The following is a 20,215-nucleotide window of genomic DNA, read 5'->3' as shown; positions in this document are numbered from 1 at the left end:
TATAAACAACCGCCACCAAAGCCCTCTCTTTGACGGCGGTATCCGAATTAGTCGTCCAAATTACACCTTGGCTTGTTTTAACTGATTGGTCATTTTCTTACCCAGCGCCAATCGTCTCCAAACCTTCTCAAGTGGCCCCATTCGGTGATGTTTCAGCCAGTAGTTTGCAAACAGCACTTGGACCACACTCATTAGCAAGACGATGCTAATCAATGGTGCACGGTTTAGCGTGCCGTAAAGATCTGGAAGCAGCCATTGGAAAATCGCCACGGCAATGAATGATTGCGAAAGATATAGCGTAAATGCCATGCGCCCACAGGCTGCGAAAGGTTGCACAATGACCGACCGTTTTTCCACCAACCAAATCAGCAGTTTTGCATAGCACAGCGAAAGGAGCGGAGACATGGACATGTTGAGCAACTGCAATGTCAGGCCTAGCTCTTCATTGAAACCAATTTCGTTTCTGAAGTTCACTAAAGATGCCGATGCAGAAGCGGTTAAAACGCCGACTACACACCAGATAATTAAACGTTTTGATGAATTGAAGAAACCAGTTTTATACAGCCCCATACCAATCAGCATCAGACCGCCGACATGGAACATCAGCACGGGCAAGCCAGATATATAAACGCGGTAATACATTTCTAAACGCAAAGGGATCTGTTCGAAAAAGTAATTGCCTGTGGCGGCTTGAATTAATTCGGCTGCTTTGTCCGGAGAAACAGGTAGAGAAGTGCCCATTATCGGAGGTAAGGCTTCTTCTGGTGGTGAAAATGCGACTGCTGCAGATAATGCCAAAAACAGTAGTGCGGCTAAAACAGCAAAGAAAACACCTAAAATCAGCTGGGTTCGGGCTCGCCAGTTAGCCGCGCGGAAGATAACAAGACCTGTGATGGCATAAACAAACAGGACATCACCTGGCCAAATGAAAGCTGCATGAAGCAAACCAATCACAGCAAGCCAGAACAGTCGTCGTGAAATCCACTTGCCCGCAGATTGCTGTTTGCGCTGCCAACTCTCCGTTTGAATGACCAAGCCAACCCCGAATAGCAGACTGAACAGGCTCATAAAGCGTCCATCAAGGAATATGGCTTGGAAGGTATACACTGCCATGTCCATATCAGTCGCCGTTCCTTGCCAATCTGGAGCATGTAGCGCTAAAGCCGGCAAAGCTTGCTGGGCGAAAATGTTCATAAACAAAATGCCAAGAATCGCGATGCCGCGGATGACATCGAGACTGAGTATCCGTTCTGTTGGGTTGGGCGGTGCAGTTGTCATTTCACTTCTCTCATTCAAATGATTAAAAACTGTGCTGTGACATCTATATGGAACTCATTTCATTGATTCAATGAGATAAATGTGTTTTTGCGGATACGGTAAGCAATGTAACTGGAGGAATGATACATGGCTCTACAATTCGTCGGGTGAATGTCATGGGTTGCGGTTTTTATTCTTCTTATCAATACCCTGCAGAAAAATTGATGTTTCTTTCCGTGGCTTAGGTGAATTCAGTCGGTAGTATTTGATGGAAGTGACTGTTTTGATGCATCACTTCTATGAAAAGGAATTTGCCCATGCTGGAAATCAGACCTAACTGCGAATGCTGTGATAAAGACCTACCGCCTGATTCAACCGAGGCGATGATTTGCACTTACGAATGCACTTTCTGTGCGACCTGCGTTGAAGACATTCTTTCTAACGTTTGCCCGAATTGCGGAGGCGGATTTATGCCTAGGCCTATTCGCCCGAAAACAGCGCGGCGTGAAGGGTTGAGTATTCATCACCAACTGCCTTCAACTAAACGAGTGCATACGCCTTACACCATTGATGAACTCAAAGCATTTGGTAAGCAGTTTAAACATATTGCGCCTGAAAACCGCTAATGCCTGCAAGCAGAAAATACACGCCGATCTCGCTGACACTATACGTCGGGAGAAATCGCTTCTCCCGACGCGTTGGAAAATATTAACTGTGAACATAACGCATCGTCGTAAACTCTCGGCGAAATGCGGAGACCGCTTTAGCAATTTCCTCATCAGGCTTTCTGCCTAACAATGAATCGGCAATATGCTTAGCCACTTCAGGCATGTGCTCCGCAGTGAAACCAGCTCTGACAATCTCTGGTGTGCCAAAGCGAAGGCCGTTCATGTCGCCTTCTACCGCTTCAATTGGCAGACCAATTCCGCATGTAAGGATATTGGCTTGGCGAAGTTTCTTCGCCATGGTTTGCCCGCCACCGAAAGGTGCTGCCTGAATGGCGAACTGGTGAGATTCAGATGGAGTATGACCTTTAGAGCCAGTTACTTGAAAAACTGGCAGTCCTTCAGCCTGGCATGCACGAGCCAGCGCTTGATTGGCTTCAATCATGGTATTCGAATAATCCGCGCCGAACGTCTTCCAGTCCAGCAGCGACACTGCGAGTGCGGCAGATTTAGCAGCATCAAAGTTCGCGGTTAAACCCGGGAAGGCAATGGCATCGATGCGCTCCATCAGTTCGGTATCGTTCGACACGATCAGCCCACCTGGAGGCCCACCCAAGCTTTTGTAGGTGCTCATAGTGATCAGGTGAGCGCCTTCATTCAGAGGGGTTGGCCAGCTTTTACCAGCAATGATCCCGCATTGGTGCGCTGCATCGAACAGCACTTTGGCACCCACTTCATCGGCAATGGCTCGTATGTCTGAAACAGGGTGGGGCAAGAGGTTCAGGCTTCCGCCAATGGTGATCAATTTGGGTTTGAGGGCGTGTGCTTGCTCTCTCAGCGCATCTAAGTCGACGGTGTAGTGCTCGGCGTCCGCTTTCATTTCGACAATATTGAGCCCATACAATCCCGCTGCACCTGCATTGTGGTGAGTAACATGACCACCGATAGAAGCGGGCGGAACGAGAATGGTGTCGCCCGGTTGTGCGGTCGCCATAAAGGCGTAAAGGTTTGCCATTGCGCCAGAGGCGACGCGGATTTCAGCAAATTTGGCATCGAAAACATCACACGCCAACTGCGCAGCGATGATCTCGATTTTCTCGATGGCTTCCAGTCCCATTTCATACTTGTCGCCGGGATAGCCAAGAGAAGGGCGCGTACCAATACCTGTTGCCAACAGCGCTTCCGCTTTTGGGTTCATGATATTGGTGGCCGGGTTGAGGTTGATGCACTCTCTTTCGTGGATGTTCCGGTTCTCATCGGAAAGCGCATAAATAGCTGCGATGATGCCTGATTCGTTTAAGGTGCCGATGTTGGCTACGGTGTCTTGTGCGTAATCATTGATGCTTTCTGCTACCCAAGGCTTCTTATGAAATGTCATTTTTGCCGTCCTTGCTCTGTTTCGTGATGTATCTATCTCAACGCGGAAGACCATTTCGCTCAAATGGATTATTTTTTGTATAAGGCAAAAATAATTTTGGGCTTAACGCATGCGTTCTGTTCGCTTTCCTCAACTTCCCCCTTTAGATGCGCTGGTGGCTTTTGAAGCTGCGGCTGAACATGAAAGCTTTGCAAGAGCTGGCGAAGAGCTGTTCCTGACTGCATCTGCAGTAGCGTATCAGGTCAAAAAGCTCGAAAGTCATTTAGCTGTCTCTTTGTTCGCAAGGCACGGAAAAGGTGTTTCACTCACTCCCAAAGGCAAAGAATTTTTAGTGCTGGTTAAGCAAGCGCTCAAAGGTTTCGAGGAAAATGTTGAACGAATTCGGCATGGAAAGCTAAGGCCGGTTCGCTTGGCGACACAGCATGCGATTGCTCAGTTCTGGTTGCAAAAGCGTTTGGGAAATTATCAGCATGATTTCCCCGAGCATGAATTAGAAATCACTGCTGTGTCGACCGTTTCCGGTCAACCGGAAGAAACCGATCTTGCGCTGGGTTATTTCCTTCATGACCCTGGCCGTCGCTGGCAAAAACTGTGGAGCGAGACACTGTTGCCAGTCAGTGCGCCTAATTATGTAGGGAAGGATGATCCCGTCTTTTACCAAGACATGCATTGGCATGATGATTGGCGGTTTTGGCAAGACAAGTTCAGTGGTATACAAGCGCGAACGCGTCGCTCCAGTTTGTATGCTTTGCTGTTGCAATCAGTCTTGGACGGGCAGGGAGCGATGGTTGGGCGGGTTTCCCTGCTGCAGGATTACTTGGAGCGTGGTGAGCTGGTGCCTTGGCCTGACGATTCAGTGAATCAGGCGGAAAGTGGCGGATACTACCTCTATCGAAGCGTCGCCTGTGATGATCACCCTGTGGCCAATCATTTCTATGAATGGTTGACGGCTCAGTGCGCTTCTAGATAGGGTGAAATTACACCAAAAAAACGGAAAGACACACTAATGGAACTGATCACCTTTCTGTTGTTTATCCCCGCCTGCTTTGCTTTAAACATGACGCCGGGGCCAAACAATCTGCTCGCGATGAATAATGCCCGTTGTTATGGCTTTCAGCCTGCGCTGGTTGCCAGCTTTGGCCGAATCGCCGCCTTTGCGGTAATGATTGCACTAACCGCCTCTGGATTGGCGGTGATCCTCTACGCATCAGAAAAGGTCTTTCTGGCGATAAAGCTAGTTGGTGCCATGTATCTGTTCTGGATTGCTTTCCAACTTTGGCGGTCAACGTCGAGCCCGGTTAATGACATTGAAGCGGATAAAAAGGTGAAAGCACTGCTTCAACAAGAGTTTGCGCTCGCCGCGGGTAATCCAAAGGCCATCCTTATTTTTACTGCATTTCTGCCACAGTTCGTTGACCCGTCCGCCCCCATCAATCAGCAGTTCTTTATTCTAGGTCTGACTTTCTTGGTGCTGGAAGTGGTTGCTATTTCTATGTATGCGCTCTTCGGTATTTATCTTCGCCAATGGTTTAGTAAGCCTAAAATGGCGCGCTGGTTTAACCGCGGGTGTGCGGTTGTACTTGGCGTGTCAGGTGGAAACTTGCTGACGATGGATCGAAGGTGATTTTGGTTTTGAGGAAGTGTTTATGAAGAAAGGGCGCTTAACTGCGCCCTTTGTCGTGATTAGTTATAGTGAGAGGTGAGTTTTCGCGCTTCGACTTCCATCGGCGCGTTGTAGTAGCCATAAACAAACATCTGCATCAGGTACTCGCGGGTTTGGGCGGTGAGTCCTGCTCTCTCTGATTGCATCACGTGCACTAATTCGTGAGGCAGCAGATCACGTTGGGATTTGTAGCGGTTTTGAATCCAAATGCCGTAGCCAAAGGTGTACCCTGCCATATTGGGGTTGGTGTAACCCACGCGTTTGGCGATTTCTAGTAACTCCGGGTCGGTTGGTGCAGGCAGTTTATCTACATAATAAACACGGACCTTTTCAGGATGTTTTACACCCATCTTTTCCGCGATAAGTACCTCTTGAGGTGTTAAGGGAATACCTTTCTCCAGTGCTTCTGCCTCGGCTTCGTGGGTGAACTTGGCTGCAGCAGGCATCAGTTGCTCAACGCCGTCAATCAACTCCTGAGGCGGGTTGGCATAAATTTCATCCCTGTTGACGCAACCAGTGGCTACCAAGGTACCCAATACCATCGCGACGAGTTTTCCCCTCATTATCTTTTCCTTTCTCCATATACCGTCTGGCGAAAGGATACCCCTTGATGATTCAGACAAAGCAGACTGGCGCTGATTCTTCGAGTCGCGCCGCAATGGTTTAGGAAAGGCCTAACAAAACAGCCACCCGAAAGGTGGCTGTTTGTCGTTAGAACGGGTACTGGAGGTTACTGCTGCTTAGACAAATCGCGATAAGCTGCAGGTACGTTCAGACCTGGGTGAACCCAATCACGAAGGGCGTAACCGGTAAACTCTGGCAACTGCACTTTCTTCACCGTCTCGCCAAGAGACAAGCCATCATCAATCGCCTGCTGTACTTGGGTTTTAATCGCTTCCAGATAATCAATATGCCACTGAATATCTTCGGGTGTCATCGGTGAACCATGGCCTGGCACTACGGTCGCATCTTCAGGGAGAAAGTCTTTCACTTTCTGAAGTGAACTCAGGGTTTCCAGCAGGTGACCATCTAAAAGCCAAGGCAGGGAAGGTTTCACAGTAACGATTGGGTTACCCGTGTACATGGTTTTTGATTCCGGTTCCCAAACAAACAAATCACCACCAGTCTGTGCGAATCCAAAATCCATGATCTCAACATTTTTGCCACCGAGGTCGATGGTTATTTTCCCATCTTTCCCTACAAGAATATCGGCGTCAGTTGGTTTGATTTCCTCGATGCCGCGTCCTTTACCGAAGCTTTGCATCATCCACTGTGTATCTGCCTCAAAATGATTGTCGATATAGTTTTGAGTCACCTCATGTTGGATGATTTTTGTTTCTTCCGGTAGGTACATGTTTCCGTAGGAGTGGTCCCCATGGAAGCTGGTGTTAACCGCATAAATGATGGGTTTCTTTGTCTCAACGGCAATCATTCCCTGTAGCTGTTTGTTCAGACGTTCGTTGAGGGTAGTGTCAATCACAAGCACACCTTCTTCACCCACAATGAAACCGCCGCTGGTGGCAACAGGTAGGCCTTTCTTTTCCAGCTCTTTGGCATCAGTTGGGTAATAGGCGTAAACCCCATCATCGAGTTTTTCAGCGACGAGCTGAACCTTGTTGGCATCCCATACTGGCTCGTTAGCTTGCGTTGAGAGACTCAAGAGTGAAGTCGCAGCAAGCACTGCCACTGTTGTTTTGGTTATTTTCATCTTGCTTTCCTTTACTTGTCGTCCATTTGTGTTCACTCTAGAAATTCTTGGATAAAGAAAAAACAGCAATTTAAGTAACTCAGTGTTCTCCCAAAGAGAACAATTGGAGAGGCGATGGACAAGTTCACCAATATGGAAACCTTTGTGCGGGTGGTTGAGATTGGCAGTATCAGCGGTGCAGCAGACCGCATGAACATTGCCAAATCTGCAGTCAGCCGACGTTTAAAAGAGCTGGAAGAACACCTGAATGTTCAACTCTTCCACCGCACAACACGCACCATGCATGCCACCGAAACAGGTACGGAATACTACAAGCATTGCCTTCGTATTCTGGAAGACTTGCGTGAAGCGGAGGAAATGACTTCTCAGGCACATTGCGTGCTGAAAGGGCCGTTAAAGGTTGCTGTTCCCTCAACATTCGGGGTGCTACATATCGGCCCAGCCATTAACGACTTTCTTCAAGAACACCCACAAATTGAGTTTGAACTCGACTTTAACGACCGACAGGTTGATTTGATTCAAGAAGGCTACGATCTCGCTATTCGTATTGCCGATTTGCCAGACTCGACGTTGCTCGCCAGAAAAATTGCTACAGTTCGACATGTGCTTTGTGCCAGCCCAGAATACCTGCAAACACATGGCTCTCCTGAATCCCTTTCCGATCTTAGTCACCACAAAGCGCTTGTATACAGCCTTAGCAAAGATGTCAGTCATTGGCGGCTAAACACTCCGGAAGGTAAGCTGCAAAAAGTGAAGATTAAGCCTGTATTGAAGGGGAGTAGCGGAGAGTTTCTGCTTTCCGCGGCAGAAAAAGGGATGGGCATTGCCCACCTGCCAACGTTTGTTGTCCATCAAGCCATCAGGGGAGGGCGTCTAGAAGTGGTGCTTCCCGGCTATGCTTTTGGCGAGCTCAACGCCTATGCGATTTACCCGCAAACACGGCATTTATCACGCCGAGTCAGAACCTTGATTGATTTCCTGGTCGCCCGATTTGAAGGCACAACTTATTGGGATAAGTAGTTGCCCCAAAATACATTTGCGTTGATCGGGAAGGCGTCTTTGATGCTATGGTCTGGCTTTCCGTAGCGCACTGACAAGCAGAGTAATCGCTGTACCCCACAAAAGGCTATTTACAACGTAAGAGAGCATGTAAAACAGCTCGGCATTCCATACGCTTTCAACCAGAAAATCAATGTAGTGGCTCATCGGAAACATCAAGACTTCAATAAACATGCCCCAAACCTTTGCAACGATAGTTAAAAAGTGCGGGACGCTATCTGAAAACCCGAAGCCTAAGGTGAAGATCAAAAGGGCAATAAGGTTTACTCCGAGAAATGCGGCATGAATAAAGCTCCATTTGAAGATTTTTCCAAACATAGATGTATCTCATATGCATGTATTATTTTAGTGTACTCAGTCTGAACGAAAATATTTGTGACTTCTTACCCAAACTTACTGATATTTTCCTGTACGTATTCGACTAAAACAGTGTTTCGATAGTTAGATTTCACAACAATTCGACATTCGAAGCACTATATTTCACAAGAGGAAGCCTTTCTAATTCAAACCAATTTTATACACACGACAGGCAAGTCTTTTGAAATTGAAATTCGCACTGGATAACCGGAAAAACATCTTAGTTGCCGGCGCAGTATTACTTAGCTTTATCGGCATAGGTAGTTTGCTGCCGGAAGAATTAACGCTTCAACGCTGGATTGCAGCCTTTTTTGCTGCCAATGCCTTGGTGGGAATGGCATTGGCTTTTCTGCTATCGACGCGCATCGAAATTCTGGAATCTATCTTTGGTGGTTTGGACAGGGTTTACAAAGCGCACCGATGGGCGGGCATTTGGTCGGTATTTTCTATCTTCATGCATTGGTGGTTAGTGCCGCAGTCTGAAGTCGCTCGTGAAGAAACCAGTTTGATTGAGATTGGCTCCGACACCGGAGAATGGGCAACTTGGCTGCTCCTGGTCTTGGTAGTGATCAGCTTTATGCGCATGCTGCCTTACCACTTATGGAAGTGGAGCCATCGCTTGATGGGGTTGGTTTTCTTTATCTCCGTCTTCCACTATCTTTTTGCCGTCAGGCCTTTCCAGTTGTTCTCGCCAGCGGGAATCGCTATGAATCTGACAGCAGTTATTGGTGTTTGGGCTTGGTATTACTATGCCTTTGGCAAAGACACCAGTAAGCACTACATCGCCAAAGTTGAAAACGTGAAAAAGCAAAATGGTATCGTCAGTTTTGATACCAAGCCTTTGCAGGGCAAGCCGAAGTGGGAAGCCGGGCAGTTCGCCTTTGTCTCAGTCCTCCATAACGACAACATCAAAAGCGAACCGCACCCTTACACTATCGCAAGCAGCGATCACGGCGGGAAGCCAAGTTTCTCGATTGCACCATTGGGTGATTACACCAAAACGCTTTATGAGCATTTGGAAAACGGCCAGATGATTCGACTGGATATGCCATACGGGCGCTTCCGCTTGGATATGAAAGCGAAAGAGCAAATCTGGATTGGTTCAGGCATTGGCATCACCCCGTTTATCGCCTGGTTACAATCGCTCAATAGCCAAAGCAAACAGCATCCTTCAGTCACGCTTTATTATCTGGTTAAAAACGAAGAAGCTGCCATATTTGCAAAAGAGCTTGGTGAATTGGTCGAAGGCTTGCCGACGGTAAACCTAAACATTGTCTATTCAGAGCAAGGGCGTCTAACGCCAGAAAAAATTGCCGAAGATATCAATGGCGATATCGGCGATGTTTCGCTCTACTTCTGCGGCAACCCTGAAGTCAGAAAGACAATGCAGGAAGGGCTAGAGCAACTCGGCATGCCGAAGAACAACACCCATTATGAGTTGTTTGATTTTCGGGGTGCACTCTAGAGGTTGAATTGATCGAAATAGTAAAAGCCACTCTTTTCGGTAATCTGGAGCGGTGGTTTTTGTTTACACCTAAATACATTGGGCTCTCAATCTTGGGTAAATGAACCCTGGCTTTCTATGATGTAGTGACAGTGTTCTAATCGTCTTCGTTGATGAGTCGTATATTTTCTGGCCTTACCCATCTGGCTTTTCTTATATTTGTGTAACCTCTTAACTGTCTGAGGTTATCTCTGGTGGCGGGTGCCTGAGAGAATAAACGTTCAGTAGCATTATCGGCAGGGAAGACGAGCGCGGCCGTCACATCATAGCCAGGAATTGACGGGTCGAGTTGAACAACCCTAATAGCGCCTCCTTGCTCTGCCGAACGGAAGGCGATTGGGATGTCTACTTCGACGCGCTCCGAGCCATTCATGAAGTGAAGGATGTCAGGAACTCTCAGAATGTAAAACCTAGGAGAGGTATTACCAAGCGTTAGGGAGTAAGTTGATTCATCATCAAATCCAGTAATGCCCCCCCATTCCACATGCTGGATGTCTGCACGACCTTCAGCAAACGTTGCTAATTCATCTCTTGCAAAAGGCGTTCGAATCGTTCGTGTCGAAGCTCGTTGGATAGGAGGTATCCAAACCGTTTGAGTTGTCTGCTGGCTTCCTTGAGGCGAGGCGTAAATTTCGGGTGTATTTCGCCACGTTAACCTTGCTTCATCAGCAGTTGCTCCATGGTAAGGAGTTAGGCTCCTAAATACGGCACCTGGCTGAATCAAACTGTCTGGAGGTGCCTGTTGTTGCGTGTACCGAAATACGAGAAGTGTTCCCATTTGTCGGTGTTCTCGTCGGTAGTTTTCCAGTGACTCCCTGATACCATCCAAGGCGTCTTCAACGCGTTGTTTTTGAATGTGATCGTTGATTTCGTTAAGAATGAAATTCACCCCCATAAAGGCAACGGTAATTCCAGCGCCAATCGCTTCCCCACGAGCAGAAGACCCACCAACGTTAAGGCCGGACATATTAGGTGTTCCAATGGCGGCGGTTGTACCATCTTGGGCAGGCTGGCGCCTTGGAGGTGGGGCGCGATAAAGTGGTGCATATCTCACCAGACTGACTCTCGGCATATCTGTTCGTTGGGAACCCATCGCCGCGGTTCTTGGACGAACTTTGCGAGTGCCTCTTTGGGCTTGTCTCTCGGGTAACAGCACTTCTAACCCGACACCTAAATCTCGAGCGGTAGTGCGAAGTGTTTGCATGCAGTTAGCGCTATTCGCCCCACAGGGAACTTGATCAAGTACGACTAATAATCGACCGCCTCGTATATCAGCTCCTCTAGGGATGGCAAGTCTTAACGCAGCAGTAGCCGTTTGTTCTGCGTGTGGTGCCCTATAGCGTGTGTGCTCCCCGTGAGTAAGTGCAACTTGGTTTCCTTGAGCATCTATTAATTGCATTGAGGCGAAAACAGTAGAACCTGCGGGACGATGATCTCGAGGAAGATGACTAGGACGACCGGTTGTTGCAGGCCCTATACCTCTGCCTACACCAGCAGGGTCTTCAACTAATCGACCTCCTTGGCTGAAATGCCAAGCCCGTTGTTCGGTAATAATCCGAAACATATCTTGAGGTGTAAGTGGTGCGCGTGTTGGCAAATTATTGTTACTTCCACTATTGCCGGCACCTATGAGAGTCAAAGTGGCAATTTGAGGTGTGACAACTTGCGTTGTGGCGGCAGATGCGGGTAGTCTCCGTGGACGTGATGAGGGATTTCGAGGCAGTTCCGGAGGCTCGGTACTCAACTGACGGCTTTGTCTTTCATACTCCATCATCTCAAGATACTCCCTCAGATGATCATGTTCCGAAGTGTTACTCTCCTGACTGTTCAACCACTCCATTAATAGGTCAATTTGGGTTTCCAACTCTGCAGTGGTCATGGTTTCAACGTTAGTTCGGGAGCGCAGAATCTCAGGGATATCCTGGCGCATGATTATGTTTCTACCTTTATTTTGTTGCACCACATGGGCCAATTCATGTGCGATAAGAGATTGACCAATCGAAGAGTTTGGCGCGTATTGAGTATTGCCAAAAACAATGTGATTCCCATATGTAAATGCTTTTGCACTAAGTGTCTGTGCGGCGAGATGCGCGGCTGAATCATCGTGGACTTTTACATGTGAAAAAGAATGCTGAAAATGCTGTTCCATCGAAGATTGCAGGGATTCTGGTAGAGATGAGCAACTTCCTGACAAATAACGGGGATACGTAGAGAGTTTTCCACTCATTAAAGTGTCAATACTGTTATTGGCGTGAGTATCTATTGGCTGTTTAACATAGCTGTTGCTTGCCGTATTTGCTTCAGCTTCTAGTGTTCGAGTGTTCCCAAATGAAGATTGACCTATGAGAGAAGAGAGCAATTTTTGAGGCGAGCGGCGCGTAGCAGGACTTTCAATTCCCACGCTTTGATTGTGCTTTAGGTTTCTTGACGAGAGTGCTTTGCTGCAAAACATAGCTGTCATCATTTGTAGCTCTAATACTTAAAAATAGATAGCTTCAACTCTCTGCACCGTATTGAAATTGATATCTCTCCGCATTAGTGGGAATGAATAAAATAGTTAACCAAATCGCCCCTTCGTATCTAACTACTTTGTCAGTTAGATCAACCCCAACACCTTCAACACCAATGACCCCACACAAACCGTCACGCTGGAAAACAGGGTTGTAAGCCCGATGATATTGGCGCTCAATGTGGTATTGGCTCCGGCGGCTTGTGTCATTGCATAGCTTGCGGCTGCCACTGGTGCGGCGTTCATGAAGAACAGAATCCCCAGTTCCAGCCCTCTGAATCCATACAGGTAACCAATCAAGGTAAAGGCGAAAGGTGCAACCATGAGCTTGTTAGAAGCTGCAAACCAGGTGGACTTTTTCTCGTCTCTCATCATCCGGAAATCCAAGCTGCCCCCCGTACACAAGAGCGCGAGTGGAAGTGCGATTCGGGAAAGGTAGTTGCCCGTGTCGACAATCACGGGTGGGAGAGTGATATTCAGTAGTGAAACAACAACGCCAAGTGCAATCGCGATGATCAGCGGATTCTTGGCCAGATTGATAAATATGGTTTTCGTAGACTGCAGCTTGGAACCCGCCGAGCGCGGCGACAAGCAGATCACCGCTTGAATGTTATATACCACGGTAATCACCGCCACATAAATTGCCGCGAGGGCCAGTCCTTGACTGCCATAGGCATTTTCTACGTAAGCGATGCCTATGATGGCCGTGTTGGCTCGAAAACTCCCTTGTATTAGTACGCCGTGATCTGGATTTCCCTTGAAAGCCAGTTTGGTGGACGCGATACAAAACAGGAAAAAAATCACCGTCATGACAACGGAAAAAGCCAGAAATTCTGTCGCTTGCGAGAAGTTATGGTCAGCCGTGGCAATACTTAAAAATAGCATTGCTGGCAGGGCAACATTGAACACCAGCCGTGAAGCAACATCGTTAAAGTTGGCGTTGGTCCACTTTAGTCTTTTGAAGATATAGCCAAGTGAAATAATGAAAAAGATCGGTGCAACGAGAGAAAGGGAAAACGCTAATTGCTCCATGATGTTAGCCATTTTTCTTCTTCATCTCGACTGCGAAGGGGTTACTTAAAATCTACGCTATTTATGCGTGAATACTCAATAGCCATGCTATCAAGACTGTGTCTCTCATTTGCCAGTCCCACAAATCTATCACTTCTTAACGCTTCTTTAACTTCCTTATTGATGACCTTATACCTTGGTCTTAATTGTCGACAATATTCTTGATCTTATCTCTTTTCAGTGTCTAAATTATGTCCATAAGATTAAATTGTAGACAATGTTGAGGTTGTATCGATGTCTCAATTTCCTCCATAAATGCTCATGAAAGCGCTGGTGGATATCACGACAAACACCGTCAACACAGCCATTGGACAAGGAACACAATGAGCGAAAACAACGCATTAAACGCGACGCTGGAAAGCGTGAGTCCCACATCTAAAGAAAACACCAAGTCGGAAAACCTTACAGCCTTGTTGGTTGAGGCCATCGTCTCCGGCGAAATCGCGTCGGGCAGTAAAATCTCTGAACCAGAGCTCGCCCGCCGCTATGAATGCAGCCGTGGGCCGCTGCGCGAAGCCATTATGCGCCTGGAAGGGTTGGGGCTGATTGAGCGTATTCCCCATGTAGGGGCGCGTGTCATTACCTTAACGCCAGAGAAGCTCGTTGAGTTGTATGCAGTGCGTGAAGCGTTGGAAGGCATGGCGGCGCGACTGGCAGCCAGAAACATCAAACAGGATGAGCTTCAGGGCATTGAAGATTTGCTAACCAAGCACTCCAGACATATCGATGAGGTCGAGGGCGCATCTTACTTCCATCAATACGGAGACTTTGATTTCCACTATCGGGTGATCATGGCGAGCCGCAATCAAAAGCTGATCAATTTGCTGTGTGGCGAGCTGTATCACCTGCTTCGCATGTACCGCTACCAATCACCCAAGACTCAATCCAGACCCAACCATGCGTTAGAAGAGCACAAGTTTATTTTGCACGCGATCCGTAATCGTGACGAGGAGTTAGCTGAGCTGGCAATGCGTCGCCATATCGCGGGCAGCCGAAAGGCAATCGAACAACAAATCTTAAAAGATTAGAAGGACCTGACTATGACACTCTCCCCTGGAGCCAAATTCCGACAAGCCGTTGAGCAGAACAACCCGCTGCAAATTGTCGGCACCATCAATCCTTACTGCGCCATGATGGCACAACGCCTTGGCCACCAAGCTATTTACCTTTCTGGTGGTGGTATCGCCAACGCAAGTTACGGTCTGCCTGATCTAGGCATCACCACGCTGAATGATGTGATGGTCGATGTCGAACGCATCACTAACGCCTGTGATTTGCCCTTGCTGGTAGATATCGATACTGGATTCGGCGGCGCATTCAATATCGCTCGCACTATCAAAGCGATGGAGAAAGCAGGCGCAGCGGCGGTGCACATGGAAGATCAGGTGGCACAAAAACGCTGTGGCCACCGTCCGAACAAAGCGATAGTTAGCCAGCAGGAAATGGTCGACCGCGTAAAAGCCGCCGTCGATGCCCGAACCGATGACCAGTTTGTGATCATGGCGCGCACCGATGCGCTGGCCGTGGAAGGCATGGATAGCGCCATCGAGCGAGCAATTGCCTGCATAGAAGCAGGTGCCGACATGATCTTCCCGGAAGCGATGAACAAGCTTGAGCAGTATCAGCAGTTTTCCAGTGCGCTGCGCAGTGCGATTGGAAAACCTGTGCCTATCCTCGCCAACATCACTGAGTTCGGACAAACCCCATTGTATGCCTGTGATGAACTTGCCGCAGTTGATGTCGACATGGTGCTTTACCCGCTGAGTGCGTTCAGGGCAATGAACAAAGCGGCGGAAAACGTCTATCGCCACCTGCTCGAAGAGGGCAACCAAGAGGCATTGGTCGATTCAATGCAAACCCGCGCCGAGCTCTACGATTACCTCAACTATCACGACTACGAAAACAAACTGGACGATCTGTTCGCACAAGACAAATCGTGATGATTGAAAAGAACACCCGTTAACAAGCGCTTGCTGAGACTCACGCTTGAATACAAAAACTAAATCCAATACGTGAAACCGTTCGTCAATAACGCCCCGACAGAGGGCAACCGCGAACTGAAAAGGAGTTCAACATGCCAAACAAAGAGCTAAGTGGAGCAGGGCTACGTGGTCAAAGTGCAGGTACAACAGCGCTGTGTACTGTTGGAAAATCAGGCACAGGGCTGACTTACCGTGGCTATGACATTACCGATCTGGCGAACAACGCGCAGTTTGAAGAAGTCGCGCATCTGTTATTGCGTGGTCATCTGCCCAATCAAAAAGAACTCGACGATTACAAAACGCGTCTGGTGAGTCTGCGTGGTTTGCCGACAGAGCTGAAACAGGCCTTGGAACTCATTCCCGCTTCAGCGCACCCCATGGATGTGATGCGCACTGGCTGTTCGGTTCTGGGTAATCTAGAGCAAGAGCAGGATTTCTCTGAACAGTTGAACGCCACCGAGTGCATGCTGGCACTTTTCCCCGCCATCATTTGTTACTGGTATCGCTTCAGTCATGACGGTGTGCGTATTGATACCGAAGACACCAGTGAAGATTGCACTGGCGGTTACTTCCTGAAAATGCTGACGGACAAAGCGCCGAGCAATCTCCACAAGCAAGTGATGCATTGTTCGCTAATCCTCTATGCTGAGCATGAGTTCAATGCCTCCACCTTTGCGGCGCGCGTGTGTGCGTCAACGCTGTCTGACCTGCACTCCTGTATTACGGCGGCCATCGGTACCTTGCGTGGCCCTCTGCATGGCGGGGCAAACGAGGCGGCCATGGAGATGATTGAAAACTGGCAAACGCCCGATGAAGCTGAACAAAACATTCTGCGCATGCTGGAAAACAAAGACAAAATCATGGGCTTCGGTCACGCAATTTACCGTGAAAGTGACCCGCGCAATGCGCTGATCAAACGCTGGTCAGAAGAACTTTCTGAAGCGGTCGGCGATACCCACCTTTATGCCGTATCAGAACGTGTTGAAGCCGTCATGAAGCGCGAGAAAGGCTTGTTCTGTAATGCCGATTTCTTCCACGCTTCTGCCTATCACTTTATGGATATTCCCACCAAATTGTTTACACCGATTTTTGTGATGAGCCGTTTAACCGGCTGGGCGGCACACGTATTTGAGCAGCGCGAAAACAACCGCATCATTCGTCCGAGCGCCGATTACACCGGGCCAGAATCCTGTGATTGGTTGCCGATTGAGCAGCGTTGATGGGCGGAAATAGGGAACAGACGATGACGCAAAACAATACCCAATACCGAATGCCGCTCGCGCAAACCGGACTCGATTATTTCGACGTTCGCGCAGCCGTTAATGACATCAAGCCGGACGCTTACGACACTTTGCCTTACACCTCGCGTGTATTGGCTGAGCAACTGGTGCGTCGCTGCAATCTAGCGGATTTAAAAGCCTGTTTGAGCCAGATTGTTGAAGGAAAAAAGGAACTTGATTTCCCTTGGTATCCCGCCCGCGTAGTGTGTCACGACATCTTAGGCCAAACCGCATTAGTGGATTTGGCAGGCCTGCGCGATGCCATTGCCGAGCAGGGCGGCGACCCTTCACGCGTTAATCCCGTGGTGGAAACCCAACTGATTGTTGACCATTCACTGGCCGTCGAACATGCGGGTTTCGAACCGGATGCGTTTGAAAAGAACCGCGCAATCGAAGAGCGTCGCAATGAAGATCGCTTCCACTTTATTGAGTGGTGTAAAACCGCCTTTAAAAACGTCAGCGTGATCCCAGCGGGCAACGGCATCATGCACCAAATCAATTTGGAAAAGATGTCGCCGGTGATCCAAAGCCAACAGGGTGTCGCTTTCCCCGATACTTGTGTCGGTACAGACAGTCACACTCCACATGTTGATGCATTGGGCGTGATAGCGATTGGTGTCGGTGGCCTTGAAGCCGAAACCGTGATGCTTGGTCGACCTTCAATGATGCGCTTGCCGGACATCGTTGGTGTGAAATTGGTAGGTCAGCGTCAGGAAGGCATTACTGCCACAGACATCGTGTTGGCACTCACTGAGTTTCTGCGCAATGAACGCGTGGTGTCGAGCTATCTGGAATTCTTTGGCGAAGGCGCACGTGCACTGACCATTGGTGATAGGGCGACCATCTCTAACATGACGCCAGAATACGGTGCAACCGCTGCAATGTTCTATATCGATGAACAGACCATCAATTACCTCAAACTTACAGGGCGCGAGCCTGAACAAGTCGCCTTGGTGGAAACCTATGCCAAAACCGTTGGCTTATGGGCGGACGATCTTGAAAGTGCCCAATATGAGCGTGTGTTGGAGTTCGACCTTTCCAATGTGACGCGCAACATGGCAGGCCCTTCAAACCCGCATCGCCGTTTGCCGACGAGTGAACTTGCTGAGCGCGGCATTGCGTCTGCACAGGCGCCAGCCGACTCAAAAGGCAGCATGCCGGATGGTGCGGTCATCATCGCTGCTATTACTTCCTGCACCAATACCAGTAACCCACGCAATGTGGTTGCCGCTGGTCTGGTCGCGAAAAAAGCGAATGAACTTGGCTTGGTTCGACAACCTTGGGTGAAAACCTCCTTTGCGCCAGGTTCGAAAGTGGCGAAGCTATATCTGGAAGAAGCGGGATTGCTGTCTGAACTGGAACAGTTGGGCTTCGGCATAGTGGCTTATGCCTGTACCACCTGTAACGGCATGAGCGGTGCCTTGGATCCGGTTATCGAACAGGAAATTATCGAGCGCGATTTGTACGCAACAGCGGTACTTTCGGGCAACCGAAACTTTGATGGACGCATCCATCCCCACGCCAAACAAGCGTTTTTGGCTTCGCCGCCGCTGGTTGTGGCTTATGCCATTGCCGGCACCATGCGCTTTGACATCGAACGTGATGCGTTGGGCACGGATGCTAACGGCAAGTCGATTTACCTTAACGATTTGTGGCCGACTGATGCCGAAATCGACGAGGTGGTGGGCAAGTCCGTCAAGCCAGAACAATTCCAACGTATTTACGTCGAAATGTTCCAGCAAGACGAGAGCGCAAGCCTGAGCGACCCGCTTTACGACTGGTGTCCAAGGAGTACCTACATTCGCAGACCGCCATATTGGGAAGGCGCATTGGCAGGTGAGCGCACGTTGAAAGGCATGCGTCCACTGGCGGTGTTGGGCGACAACATTACGACAGATCATTTATCGCCTTCCAATGCCATTTTACCTTCGAGCGCAGCGGGCGAATATCTGGCGAAAATGGGCTTAGAGCCTGTCGACTTTAACTCCTACGCGACGCACCGAGGCGATCACCTGACTGCGCAACGTGCGACTTTTGCCAACCCGAAACTGCTCAACGAAATGGTGAAGGAAAACGGCGAAGTGGTACAAGGTTCGCTAGCGCGTGTCGAGCCGGAAGGTAACGTCACCCGCATGTGGGAAGCGATTGAAACCTACATGGAACGTAAACAACCGCTCATCATCATCGCTGGCGCAGATTACGGGCAGGGCTCATCACGTGACTGGGCGGCGAAAGGCGTTCGTCTGGCGGGTGTTGAAGCTATTGCCGCAGAAGGCTTCGAGCGTATTCACCGCACCAATTTGGTTGGTATGGGCGTGCTGCCGTTGCAGTTTAAAGCGGGTGTTAACCGTAACACATTGGGAATCGATGGTACTGAGTTATATGACGTGGTGGGGGAGATCAAACCCGGCGCAGATTTGGCTTTGGTCATCACCCGCGCCAGCGGTGAAAAGCTTGATGTTGCAGTGACCTGCCGTCTTGATACCGAAGATGAAGTAAAGGTCTATCAAGCCGGTGGCGTACTTCAACGCTTCGCGCAAGATTTCCTGGCGCAGTAGTTGGTGAGCATGAGTAAGAATTTGAAAATTCCTGCCACCTACATGCGAGGTGGCACCAGTAAAGGCGTCTTCTTCAGGCTGACAGATTTGCCTGTTGAAGCGCAATCGCCGGGCGCGGTGCGAGATGCCATTCTGATGCGGGTGATTGGCAGCCCTGATCCGTATAGCAAGCAGATTGACGGCATGGGCGGCGCGACGTCCAGCACCAGCAAAACCGTGATTGTGTCTAAAAGCACTCGCGACGACCACGATGTTGATTACCTGTTTGGTCAGGTCGCAATTGATAAACCCTTCGTCGATTGGAGCGGCAACTGCGGCAACCTTTCAGCAGCGGTTGGGCCTTTTGCAGTGTACGCGGGATTGATTGCCAAAGAGCGCATGGTCGACAACGGCGTTATCTCTGTGCGTATCTGGCAAGCCAATATCGGTAAAACCTTGGTAGTTGACGTGCCAATGCGCGACGGGGAAGTAGAAGAGTCTGGCGATTTCGAACTCGACGGCGTGACCTTTCCCGCCGCCGAAGTGCCGGTCGAGTTTCTTCACCCTGCGGGTGCGCCGGGTTCTCTGCTCCCGACAGGCAACCTTATCGATACGCTGGAAGTGCCGGATATCGGCTCGTTCCGCGCTTCATTTATCAATGCGGGCATCCCGACCATCTTCCTTGATGCGTCAGAGCTTGGCTATGAAGGCACAGAGCTTCAAGACGACATCAATAATGATGCAGAAGCACTGGATCGGTTTGAAAAAATCCGCGCTTATGGCGCCATTCAAATGGGTTTAAACCAAACCGTGGAAGATGCCCAAACCCGCCAGCACACACCGAAGATTGCATTCGTTTCCCCGCCTAAAAGCTACCTGAGTTCCAGCGGGAAAAAGGTGGAAGCAGCCGAAATCGATGTGCTCGTCCGAGCCTTGTCGATGGGCAAATTACACCACGCCATGATGGGAACAGCAGCCGTGGCCATCGCCGCCGCCGCATGTGTGCCGGGCACTATCGTCAACTTAGCGGCTGGTGGTGGAGAAAGGGAAAACGTGGTGTTTGGTCATCCTTCCGGCACTTTAAAAGTCGGCGCGAAGGCACATCTCAAGACCGAAGGCTGGTGGGTTGAAAAGGCAATCATGAGCCGCAGTGCCCGCATTTTGATGGAGGGACGCGTTCATGTGCCTTCCAGCGTTTTAGAAGCGAACGAGCGCGGCGAAAGCTAACGCGTTCAGAAAGACATT

The 20,215-nt window shown here is 49.3% G+C and carries 17 protein-coding genes; 10 read left to right on the top strand and 7 right to left on the bottom strand.

All coding sequences use genetic code 11. From position 1 onward, the window contains the following. Positions 1 to 60 precede the first annotated feature (60 nt). Complete coding sequence (locus RN22_RS14690) at positions 61 to 1,278, bottom strand: DUF418 domain-containing protein (RefSeq protein WP_046305483.1); 1,218 nt, start codon at positions 1,276 to 1,278, stop codon at positions 61 to 63. A 296-nt stretch (positions 1,279 to 1,574) separates the two neighbouring features. Between RN22_RS14690 and RN22_RS14685 the strand changes: the two genes are divergently transcribed. Continuing rightward, positions 1,575 to 1,883: a DUF1272 domain-containing protein gene (locus RN22_RS14685; RefSeq protein ID WP_046305481.1), complete on the top strand. Its 309-nt coding sequence runs from the start codon at positions 1,575 to 1,577 to the stop codon at positions 1,881 to 1,883. Positions 1,884 to 1,965: 82 nt separating this feature from the next. Here the strand turns inward: RN22_RS14685 and glyA are convergent, their stop codons facing one another. Then, positions 1,966 to 3,300 carry a serine hydroxymethyltransferase gene (glyA, locus tag RN22_RS14680; protein ID WP_046305479.1) on the bottom strand — a complete coding sequence of 445 codons (1,335 nt, stop codon included), beginning with the start codon at positions 3,298 to 3,300 and terminating at the stop codon, positions 1,966 to 1,968. 109 nt (positions 3,301 to 3,409) lie between these two features. Between glyA and RN22_RS14675 the strand changes: the two genes are divergently transcribed. Both RN22_RS14675 and RN22_RS14670 read left to right on the top strand, forming a co-directional pair. Continuing rightward, positions 3,410 to 4,270 carry a LysR family transcriptional regulator gene (locus RN22_RS14675; protein ID WP_046305477.1) on the top strand — a complete coding sequence of 287 codons (861 nt, stop codon included), beginning with the start codon at positions 3,410 to 3,412 and terminating at the stop codon, positions 4,268 to 4,270. A 36-nt stretch (positions 4,271 to 4,306) separates the two neighbouring features. Beyond that, a complete protein-coding gene (locus RN22_RS14670) occupies positions 4,307 to 4,924 on the top strand; it encodes a LysE family translocator (RefSeq protein ID WP_046305474.1) in 618 nt (205 codons plus the stop codon). A gap of 59 nt (positions 4,925 to 4,983) precedes the next feature. Here the strand turns inward: RN22_RS14670 and RN22_RS14665 are convergent, their stop codons facing one another. Both RN22_RS14665 and RN22_RS14660 read right to left on the bottom strand, forming a co-directional pair. Further along, a complete protein-coding gene (locus RN22_RS14665; RefSeq protein ID WP_046305473.1) occupies positions 4,984 to 5,526 on the bottom strand; it encodes a hypothetical protein in 543 nt (180 codons plus the stop codon). Between the two features lie 167 nt (positions 5,527 to 5,693). After that, positions 5,694 to 6,671, bottom strand: a complete 978-nt coding sequence (locus tag RN22_RS14660; protein WP_046305471.1) for an MBL fold metallo-hydrolase — start codon at positions 6,669 to 6,671, stop codon at positions 5,694 to 5,696. Positions 6,672 to 6,785: 114 nt separating this feature from the next. Here RN22_RS14660 and RN22_RS14655 point away from each other — a divergent pair, with 114 nt between their 5' ends. Then, entirely contained in the window at positions 6,786 to 7,691 is a 906-nt protein-coding gene (locus RN22_RS14655; protein ID WP_046305470.1) for a LysR family transcriptional regulator, read from the top strand. A gap of 45 nt (positions 7,692 to 7,736) precedes the next feature. Here the strand turns inward: RN22_RS14655 and RN22_RS14650 are convergent, their stop codons facing one another. Continuing rightward, on the bottom strand, positions 7,737 to 8,048 hold the full coding sequence (locus RN22_RS14650) for a hypothetical protein (RefSeq protein WP_046305468.1): 312 nt from the start codon (positions 8,046 to 8,048) through the stop codon (positions 7,737 to 7,739). A gap of 220 nt (positions 8,049 to 8,268) precedes the next feature. Here RN22_RS14650 and RN22_RS14645 point away from each other — a divergent pair, with 220 nt between their 5' ends. Further along, a complete protein-coding gene (locus RN22_RS14645) occupies positions 8,269 to 9,552 on the top strand; it encodes a ferric reductase-like transmembrane domain-containing protein (RefSeq protein ID WP_082111417.1) in 1,284 nt (427 codons plus the stop codon). Between the two features lie 136 nt (positions 9,553 to 9,688). Here the strand turns inward: RN22_RS14645 and RN22_RS24525 are convergent, their stop codons facing one another. After that, on the bottom strand, positions 9,689 to 12,055 hold the full coding sequence (locus tag RN22_RS24525) for a DUF4157 domain-containing protein (protein ID WP_082111416.1): 2,367 nt from the start codon (positions 12,053 to 12,055) through the stop codon (positions 9,689 to 9,691). A gap of 132 nt (positions 12,056 to 12,187) precedes the next feature. Next, complete coding sequence (locus tag RN22_RS14635) at positions 12,188 to 13,144, bottom strand: AEC family transporter (protein WP_046305466.1); 957 nt, start codon at positions 13,142 to 13,144, stop codon at positions 12,188 to 12,190. A gap of 350 nt (positions 13,145 to 13,494) precedes the next feature. Here RN22_RS14635 and RN22_RS14630 point away from each other — a divergent pair, with 350 nt between their 5' ends. The 5 genes from RN22_RS14630 (at position 13,495) to prpF (ending at position 20,197) form a co-directional block, all read left to right on the top strand. After that, positions 13,495 to 14,199, top strand: a complete 705-nt coding sequence (locus RN22_RS14630; RefSeq protein ID WP_046305463.1) for a GntR family transcriptional regulator — start codon at positions 13,495 to 13,497, stop codon at positions 14,197 to 14,199. 12 nt (positions 14,200 to 14,211) lie between these two features. After that, the gene (prpB, locus tag RN22_RS14625; RefSeq protein ID WP_046305461.1) at positions 14,212 to 15,111 is read left to right on the top strand and encodes a methylisocitrate lyase; all 900 of its coding nucleotides are present in this window, start codon (positions 14,212 to 14,214) and stop codon (positions 15,109 to 15,111) included. Between the two features lie 134 nt (positions 15,112 to 15,245). After that, positions 15,246 to 16,373, top strand: a complete 1,128-nt coding sequence (prpC, locus tag RN22_RS14620; RefSeq protein ID WP_046305459.1) for a 2-methylcitrate synthase — start codon at positions 15,246 to 15,248, stop codon at positions 16,371 to 16,373. Positions 16,374 to 16,396: 23 nt separating this feature from the next. Then, complete coding sequence (gene acnD / locus RN22_RS14615) at positions 16,397 to 18,991, top strand: Fe/S-dependent 2-methylisocitrate dehydratase AcnD (RefSeq protein ID WP_082111415.1); 2,595 nt, start codon at positions 16,397 to 16,399, stop codon at positions 18,989 to 18,991. A gap of 9 nt (positions 18,992 to 19,000) precedes the next feature. Continuing rightward, a complete protein-coding gene (gene prpF, locus RN22_RS14610) occupies positions 19,001 to 20,197 on the top strand; it encodes a 2-methylaconitate cis-trans isomerase PrpF (RefSeq protein ID WP_046305530.1) in 1,197 nt (398 codons plus the stop codon). Positions 20,198 to 20,215 lie beyond the last annotated feature (18 nt).

Origin of the sequence: Grimontia sp. AD028, from assembly GCF_000973155.1 — a bacterium.
Taxonomy (GTDB): Bacteria; Pseudomonadota; Gammaproteobacteria; order Enterobacterales; family Vibrionaceae; genus Enterovibrio; species Enterovibrio indicus.
Note: the sequence above shows the minus strand (reverse complement) of the source record. Positions and strands in the feature narration are given on the sequence as shown.